The following is an 8,609-nucleotide window of genomic DNA, read 5'->3' as shown; positions in this document are numbered from 1 at the left end:
ACAAGGTGACCATGGCCACGACGCTCTACCGCACCGCGGACTATTCGGTCTCCCACCTGATCGAGTCGATCGACCGGGGAGACATCGCCCTTCCGGACATTCAGCGACCTTTCGTATGGAAGGCCACGAAAGTCCGCTCACTGTTCGATTCGATGCACAAGGGGTTCCCTGTCGGATTCCTGTTGTTCTGGGAGACCGACGCCGAGCCCGGGGCGCGGCGCATCGGCACCGGGGACGCGGTGCCCCGGCACGTGATCGTGGACGGGCAGCAGCGGCTCACCTCGCTGTATGCGGTGATGCGGGGCAAGGAGGTGGTGCGGGAGAACTACGAGAAGACCCGCATCCGCATCGCCTTCCGGCCCGCCGACGCCACCTTCAAGGTGACCGACGCGGCCACCGAGCAGGATCCGGAGTACATCCCCGACATCAGCGTGCTGTGGACCGCGCCGAGCTTCCACCGGGTGGTGCGGGAATTCATCAAGGGCCTGCGGGAACGCCGCGAGGTGAGCGAGGACGAAGAGGACCGGCTCGTCGAGGCCCTCAACCGGCTGCGCGATCTGAGCAACTACAGCTCCAACGTGGTGGAGCTGTCGAAGTCCACCGACGAAGAGCAGGTCGCCGAGATCTTCGTGCGGATCAACAGCGCGGGCGTCACGCTCAACCAGTCCGACTTCATCCTCACGCTGATGAGCGTGTTCTGGGAGAAGGGGCGGCGCGACCTGGAGGAGTTCTGCCGCGGCGCCCGGCAGCCCTCCCTGGACGGCACGACCGCCTTCAACTGGTACCTGCGTCCGCAGCCCGACCAGTTGCTGCGAGTGAGCGTGGCGCTGGCGTTCCGGCGCGCGGTGCTCAAGGACGTCTACACGCTGCTGCGCGGCAAGACCCTTGAGGGGCACACCCGCGAAGAGCAGTTCGCGCGGCTGGAGCAGGCCCAGGCCCAGGTGCTCGACCTGGGCAACTGGCACGAATTCCTGCTGTGCCTGGAACGCGCCGGGTTCCGCGGCGGCAAGATGATCACCAGCGAGACGGCCATCGTGTTCACTTACGCGCTGTGGCTGCTGGGCCGCACCGAGTTCGCGGTGCCGGCGCAGCGACTGCGAGAGGTGATCGCCCGCTGGTTCTTCATGGCGCACACCACCTCCCGCTACACCGGCAGCTTCGAGACCCAGGCCGAACGCGACTTCCGCCTGCTGGACGAGGTGGCCCCCGGCGACGCCGACGGCTTCTGCCAGGTGCTGGACCGGGTGGTGGACAACACCCTCACCGCCGACTACTGGAACATCCGGCTGCCCGACGACCTGGAGACCTCGGCCTCGCGGTCGCCGAACCTGTCGGCCTACCTGGCGGCGCTCAACATCCACGACGCACCGGTGCTGCTGTCGCGCACCAGCGTGCGCGCCGCCATGGACCCGGCGGTCACCAGCCGGCGAGGAATCAATCGCGACCACCTGTTCCGCCGGACCTACCTGCAGGAGGCCTACCGGATCACCACCACCGGGCAGATCAACCAGATCGCGAACATGACGCTGGTGGAGTGGCCCGGGTCCGTCCCCGGCGCCGACCCGTCCCGGTACTGGCCCGCCGAGGTGGAGGCCAGCGGGCTGACGCCGGAAGAGGTGGCCCGGCAGATGCACCTGCACGCCCTGCCGGAGGGCTGGCACGAGATGGACTACCAGTCCTTCCTCAAGGCCCGACGCGTGCTGATGGCCCAGGTGATCCGGGAGGCCTTCCAGCTGCTGCGCGACCCCGGCTACACCGCGGCCTACCCCGCCCCCGGCAGGCCGGTGAGCGAAGGCGGACGCGCGGTGTACGGAGTCGATCTCTCCCACCTGTTGGAGCATGGGCTGCTGGAGCCGGGCTGCATCCTCATCGGGGCGGAGAACCACGTCAGCGCCACCGTGACCTCCACCGGCCAGGTCGAGTTCGAGGGGCAGATCTACGACTCGCCGAGCGGCGCCGCCAAGGCGGCCGCCGGTGGCCACCGCAACGGCTGGGAGTTCTGGAGCGCCTCGCTGGACGGCGAGCTGACGCCGCTGGCGATCTTGCGCCTGGAGTACGTGCAGCGAACAGGCCAGAGCGCTCCCTCGGAGTGAACACCCGCCCGTGTGCCGCCCGCATCCGTCGCGCGATCGGCACACGGGCGGCCGACCATCGCGGGCCGCATCCGTCCGCGGAACGTCAAGTGTTCTGCCGCCGTTCCGGCATGTCGGACAGAGTGTCGAGCAAGTAGGCGCACCAGGCGATGGCCGCGCGGACGACCAGGCGGCTGTCGCGGGAGTCGATCCCGCTGACGGCGGTGGCCTGACCGTGCCCGTCACCCGCCTGATTGCGCATCGTGTTCACCTTCTTGGCCAGGCCCGTCAGATGTTCGAGCAGCTCGCTCTGCGCCTTCGGCTTGCCCGCGGCGGTCAGGTCCAGCTGGTCCATCGCCCGGTCCACCAGCCAGGGCACACTAGCGTTCTTGTCGTACTTTTCGCCGCACCTGGTCAAGACGATCTTGGCGGTGGACTCCACCAAGCGCTTGGCGGTGCCGATGTCACGGCCGGGATCCTCGTCCAGGCCGCGTTCCAACCGGGCAAGCTCGACCCGCAGAGCGGATGCATCAGTCAGCCGGGCAGTGGCCAGGGCCGCCAGCTCCCGGATGACCGCCCTCGGATCGCCGCTCTGATCGAGGAAGTAGCCGTCGTTGGCCAGGCATCTCCGCAGGTGCGACAGCCGTCCCGGATCGGCGTCCGGAGACTGGGCATAGGACTCGGCCAGCCTGGCCGTCACCGCCAGCACCGTGTTCACCACCGCCCGGTCGGTCAGGTCCAGGTTTTGGAGCGTCCGGAACAACCGCTGCGAGACGTGCGGGACGATGACCGTCCCACCGTGCCTGCCGACCGGAACCTCGACCAGTTCCAACTCCGTTCCGGCGAGCGCTGCCTCGACCTGAGGCTGTGATCGGGCCAGGTCCGCGATCGCCCCGATGGACGCTCGACTCAGTAGTGGACGCGGCGGTTCGGACATCGCCACCTTCCTCGGTCTTTCCGCATGCCCGGAGCAACCCAATCACGTCCACCGGCAATAGTGCGGGAATTTCCCACAACTACGGCACAAGCTCCCCTGTCTCTGCTGCACCGCAGGGACGAACACGGACCGAGAGTCGACGGCGGGTGCGGACCTCCGCGGCCGTCCGTGGTCGAAAGCACCGCCGCATGCTCCAGAACCCGGCGATGGCACCGGTCTGGGGCAGTGTCGCCCACCTCGACGGCGGTGGCGCGGAAGCCACTCCCCCCAGGCTGGAAGTTACCGGCGAGTTCGTCTCCCAAACGTCTCCCAAAGCCCCGCACCACCGATAAATGATCTTGATCTGTGGTGGCCGGGAGGGCCGCTCGCTCCGGGGCGGCCTGGAAACGGCGTCGCCGCCCGAGCCCGTCGCGGGTTCGGGCGGCGGCGCCGTCCTCTTCATTCGGTCGGCTACTTGACCGAGCCGGCCAGCACGCCCTGGACGAAGTAGCGCTGGAAGGCGAAGAACACGATCAGCGGAACCAGCATCGACAAGAAGGCTCCCGAGGAGATGATGTCGATGTTGGCACCGAACTGACGGGTCTGCTGCTGGATCGCCACCGTCAGCGGGTAAGAGTCCTCGTCACCGAAGATCAGCGCGATCAGCAGGTCGTTCCACACCCACAGGAACTGGAAGATCGCCAGTGAGGCGATCGCCGGACCGCCCAGCGGGAAGATCACCCGGCGGAAGATGGTCCACTCGGTGCCGCCGTCCATCCGCGCCGCTTCCAGCAGGTCCCGCGGGATCCCGGCGAAGTAGTTGCGCAGCAGGAAGATCGCGAACGGCAGCCCGTAGGCGGTGTGGAACAGCACGATGCCGGGGATGGTGCCGAACAGGCCGATGTCGCCGAACAGCTGGATCAGCGGGATCAGGCCGACCTGGATGGGCACCACCAGCAGCGCCACCACGCCCAGGAACAGCCAGTCCCGGCCGGGGAAGTCGATCCAGGCGAACGCGTAGGCCGCCAGCGCCGCTATGACCACCACCAGCAGGGTGCTCGGCACGGTGATCAGGAAGGTGTTGACGAAGCTCCGCGCGATCGCGTCGTTCCCCAGCAGGTTGCCGTAGTTGGCCAGGGTGAGCTGGGCGGGCGCGGTCAGCACGGTCCACCAGCCGCTGTTGGCGCTGTCGGACGCGCTGCGCAGCGACGCCACGAACAGCCCGATCGTGGGCACCAGCCAGATCAGCGCGATCAGCGCCAGCAGCGCCTGCACGAACCCGTTGCCCAGCCTGCCGACGATCCGGGAGGCCACGGACCGGCGCGGCGCACCCGCCGCCAGTCCGCTGCCCGACTCGGCCTTGGTGGTGACGGTCATCGGCGGCTCACCCCTGTTCGGACCGGAATCGGCGGATGTTGAAGATCATCGCAGGCAGCACCAGCAGGAACAGCACCACCGCGATCGCGCTGCCCAGCCCTTGGTCGGGACTCTCCCCGACGAACGACACCAGGTACATCCGCAGCGCCAGCACTTGGGCGTCCTGGATCGACGAGCCCGGCGCCATGATGTACACCAGGTCGAAGATCTTCAGGACGTTGATCACCAACGTCACGAACACCACGACCAGCACCGGCGCCAGCAGCGGGATCGTCACCCGCCGGAACACCTGCCACTCGGTGGCCCCGTCGACGCGGGCGGCCTCCAGGGCGTCCCGCGGGATCGCCGACAGCCCCGCCCCGATGAGCACCATCGCGAACCCGGCCCACATCCACACGTACGCGCCGATGATCGCCGGGGTCACCAGGTTCGGCCCCAGCCAGGTCACCCCGTTGTAGGGCGGGGTGAAGTTGGACTCGGCCAGCCGCAGCGTGTACGCGCCGTCGGGCACGGCGATCCGGAAGGTGCCGTCGTCGCGGGTGGTGGCGGTCGCCACGACCTTCCCGCCCTGCAACGCCTCGACCTTGACCTTGGACAGGCCCTTCTCGTTGGCGTCGATCTGGTTGGGCTTGCCGCCGCCGGGCGCGAAGTCGGCCCACACGGTGCCGGTGACGGCGCCGGGCTGGGCGGGGGCGGCCTTCGCCGCCTTCAGGTCCCGCTGCTTGGCCGGGGAGAGCGCCACCAGCGGCAGCGCCACCGACTGGCCCGGGCGCACCTGCGCGGTGGTGGAGAACCCGCCGCTGCCGTCGGGCCGCAGCGGGCTGCCCTGCTCACGAGGCCGCACCCCCGGATACGGCGAGGGGGACTTGAACGTGTCGTGCACGCCGACCGCGATCGCGTTCAGCACGCCGCGCTCGGGCGCGTGGTCGTACACGAGGGTGAAGATCACACCGGCGGCGACCATCGAGATCGCCATCGGCATGAACACGATGATCTTGAACGCGGCGGCCCACCGGACCCGCTCGGTGAGCACCGCGAAGATCAATCCGCATGCGGTGATCAACGCGGGCGCCACCGCCACCCAGATGGCGTTGTTCTTCAACGCCTGGAAGGTGGCCGAGTCGGTGAAGATCGCCACGTAGTTGTCCAGCGCGACGAAGGTCTCCCCGTCGGCGTCGTACAGGCTCCGCCAGATCGTGTACAGGATCGGGTACACCACCAGCAGGCCCAGCAGGATCAGCGCCGGGGCCAGGAAGCCTCCGGCCAGCCAGGGCGGGGGTCCCAGCCGCCCCTTTCCGGCCGCGACACCGCTCGTGGCGGACGAGGGCGCGGCGACCGCCGCGGCACGGTCGCCGGGGGACGCCGAAGCGGGCGGGGACGAGTCGGCGGCGGACGCGTCGTCCGGCCGCTGCTCGCGCGGCGCGGGCGGGTCGGAGGTGTCTGTCATCGCGCACTCTCCCGGAGGGCTGCTCGGCGGGTGGAACGAAGGTCAGGCGGGCACCGGGCCGACGGGTGGGACGGGCCGGGGCACCGCGGCCCGTCCCACCCGGGTCGTCAGCGGATCACTTGAACGCCGCCTTGGCGGCGTCCTCCAGCTTCTTGGCGGTGCCGTCCACGTCGGACGGGTTGCGCAGGAAGTCCTGCAGGATCTTCCACTCGCCCTGACCCTTGGTGCCGCCGAACGCCGCCGGCGCCAGGTCGGACATGTCGAACCGGAAGTCGTCGCCGGCGTCGATCACCGCCTTGGCGATGCGGCGCTGCACCTCGTCGGGGTAGGTCGACAGGTCCACCGCCTTGTTCGGGGAGATGAAGCCGCCCTGCTTGGCCCAGATCTCGGCGGCCTCGGCCGAGGCGAGGAACTTCATCAGCTCGCGGGCGGCCTGGGTGTCCTTCATCATCACCGCGACGTCGCCGGCGCCCACCACCGGGGCCTTGTCACCGACCGCCGGGAAGGGGAAGAAGTCGGCGTCGGTCCCGACCTTGGACTTGGTGTTGGTGCTGATCTCCGAGGCGACGAAGTCGGCGCCCGGCAGCATCGCGGCCTTCGGCGAGTCGCCGAACACCGCCGGCACCGAGGCGGGGAACTCGGTCTGCAGCGCACCGTCGCGTCCGCCGGCCAGGAAGTCGTCCTTGCTCCAGATCTCGGCCAGCTTGCGCAGCGTCTCCTTGACCGTGTCGTCGGTGTAGGGGATCTCGTGCTTGGACAGCTGGTCGTACTTCTCGGGCCCGGCCACCGACAGGTAGACGTTCTCGAACCAGTCGGTCAGCACCCAGCCGTCGGCCCCGCCGACCGAGATCGGCGTGGCGCCGGAGTCCGCCAGGGTCTGCGCGGTCTTCACGAAGTCCGCCCACGTGGTGGGCGGCTGGGTGATGCCGGCGTCGGTGAAGGCCTGCTTGCGGTACCAGATCGTGGACTTGCTGGAGGCCTTGAAGTAGACCCCGTACATGGTGCCGTTGTGCGAGCCGAGGTTCTGCCAGACCTGGGCGAAGTTCTGCTTGACCAGGTTCTGGGTGTCGTCGGGCAACGGCTTGATCCAGCCCTTTTGAGCGAACTCCACCAGCACGCCCTGCTGCGGCAGGAACGCCACGTCCGGCGGGGCGTTCCCGTCCACCTTGGAGCCCAGGTAGGCGGCGACGTTGTCGCCGGTGGGGGTGTAGGTGACCTTGGCCCCGGTGCGCTTGCTGAACTCGTCCAGGACCTTCTGGAACTTGGCGCCCTCGTTGTCACCGGTCCAGATCGCGGCGACCGTGACGGTCTGCCCCTTCAACGGCCCGTCGTTGCCGCCGCTGTCACCGCCGCCACAGGCGGCCGCGGCGGATACCGCGAGCCCGGCCGCCAGCGTGACGCCCAGCATCCGCCGGCGGCTCCACATTGCGTCCCTCATTCGGATTCCTTCCTCGGGGAAGGCTGCGCCGAGTCCCAGATCGACGCGCCTGTCTCGGGATCGAAGAAGTGCATGCGCGCGGTGTCGACCTGCGCGATCACCGGGTCGCCGACCTTGACGCGGGTGCGCGGGCTGAACCGGGCGACCATCGGGGCCCCGCCCTGCGCCGCCGGCTGCGGATCGTCGGCGCCGACGTCCCGGGCCAGTTCTCGGGTGTCGTCGGTGACGACCAGGTCGGCGTCCACCGAGAAGTGCACCAGCACGTCGGAGCCCATCGCCTCGACCAGGTCGGCGGTGCAGGTCAGCCGGGCGTCCTCGGGGCCGGGGGCCAGCTCGGCGTCCTCCATGTCCTCCGGCCGGATCCCCACCACCACCGGGCGGTCCAGGTACGAGCGCAGCGCCGGGCGGGCGGTGAGCGTCTCCGGCTCCACGCGCAGGGACTGGCCGCCGCGGAACTCCACCCGCAGCGCGTCCCCCTCGCCGGTCAGCCGCCCGATCAGCATGTTCATCGCCGGGGAGCCGATGAAGCCGGCGACGAACAGGTTGGCGGGCCGGTCGTAGAGCTCCTGCGGCGGGGCGACCTGCTGCAGCACGCCCTTCTTCATCACCGCGACCCGGTCGCCCAGGGTCATCGCCTCGGTCTGGTCGTGGGTGACGTAGATGGTGGTGACGCCCAGGTCCCGCTGGATGCGGGCGATCTCGGCGCGCATCTGCACCCGCAGCTTGGCGTCCAGGTTGGACAGCGGCTCGTCCATCAGGAACGCCTGCGGCTCGCGGACGATCGCCCGGCCCATCGCCACCCGCTGCCGCTGGCCGCCCGACAGGTTGCGGGGCTTGCGGTCCAGATGGTCGGCCAGGCCCAGTCGCTCGGCGACGTCCTCGACCTTGCGGCGGATCTCGTCCTTGGGGACCTTCCGCAGCGACAGCCCGAAGCCGATGTTCTCACGCACCGACAGGTGCGGGTACAGGGCGTAGCTCTGGAACACCATCGCCACGTCCCGGTCCCGGGCCGGCACCCGGTTGACGACGCGGTCGCCGATCCTGATCTCCCCCTCGGAGATGTCCTCCAGCCCGGCGACCATCCGCAGCGCGGTGGTCTTGCCGCAGCCGGAGGGGCCCACCAGCACGAGGAACTCCCCGTCGCCGATGTGGAGGTTCAGATCGGTGACCGCCCGGGTTCCGTCGGGGTAGACCTTGCCGACTCCTGCCAGGACGACCTCGGCCACGGTGTCTCCTTTTCAGGCGAGCAACGCTGCTGACATCCGCACGTAACCCCGGCGGAACACGTAATTGGGTACTCCTGTCACCTCCTACGGCGCAACCATCATGCGCCGTGCTGAAGGTTCGTAAAGAGATCGT

At 69.2% G+C, this 8,609-nt stretch carries 6 protein-coding genes; 1 reads left to right on the top strand and 5 read right to left on the bottom strand.

Annotated features, from left to right (window positions below; translation table 11 throughout):
• The first annotated feature begins 11 nt into the window (after nucleotides 1–11).
• Nucleotides 12–2,093, top strand: a complete 2,082-nt coding sequence (locus tag EIO00_RS08425) for a GmrSD restriction endonuclease domain-containing protein (RefSeq protein WP_140176857.1) — start codon at nucleotides 12–14, stop codon at nucleotides 2,091–2,093.
• An 85-nt stretch (nucleotides 2,094–2,178) separates the two neighbouring features.
• Here the strand turns inward: EIO00_RS08425 and EIO00_RS08420 are convergent, their stop codons facing one another.
• The 5 genes from EIO00_RS08420 to EIO00_RS08400 all read right to left on the bottom strand — a co-directional run bounded on the left by EIO00_RS08420 (nucleotide 2,179) and on the right by EIO00_RS08400 (nucleotide 8,476).
• Nucleotides 2,179–2,904, bottom strand: coding sequence for an abortive infection family protein (locus EIO00_RS08420; RefSeq protein WP_206664079.1), 726 nt, complete (start codon nucleotides 2,902–2,904; stop codon nucleotides 2,179–2,181).
• Between the two features lie 555 nt (nucleotides 2,905–3,459).
• The gene (locus EIO00_RS08415; RefSeq protein ID WP_140176853.1) at nucleotides 3,460–4,365 is read right to left on the bottom strand and encodes a carbohydrate ABC transporter permease; all 906 of its coding nucleotides are present in this window, start codon (nucleotides 4,363–4,365) and stop codon (nucleotides 3,460–3,462) included.
• Nucleotides 4,366–4,372: 7 nt separating this feature from the next.
• Complete coding sequence (locus EIO00_RS08410) at nucleotides 4,373–5,812, bottom strand: carbohydrate ABC transporter permease (RefSeq protein WP_140176851.1); 1,440 nt, start codon at nucleotides 5,810–5,812, stop codon at nucleotides 4,373–4,375.
• 115 nt (nucleotides 5,813–5,927) lie between these two features.
• A complete protein-coding gene (locus tag EIO00_RS08405; RefSeq protein ID WP_140176849.1) occupies nucleotides 5,928–7,250 on the bottom strand; it encodes an ABC transporter substrate-binding protein in 1,323 nt (440 codons plus the stop codon).
• Nucleotides 7,247–8,476 carry an ABC transporter ATP-binding protein gene (locus EIO00_RS08400; RefSeq protein WP_140176847.1) on the bottom strand — a complete coding sequence of 410 codons (1,230 nt, stop codon included), beginning with the start codon at nucleotides 8,474–8,476 and terminating at the stop codon, nucleotides 7,247–7,249. The genes EIO00_RS08405 and EIO00_RS08400 overlap by 4 nt, the downstream gene beginning before the upstream one ends.
• Nucleotides 8,477–8,609: the final 133 nt, after the last annotated feature.

The organism is Thermomonospora catenispora (genome assembly GCF_006363815.1).
Lineage (GTDB): Bacteria > Actinomycetota > Actinomycetes > Streptosporangiales > Streptosporangiaceae > Thermomonospora > Thermomonospora catenispora.
This window is presented reverse-complemented; position numbering and strand designations above follow the sequence as displayed.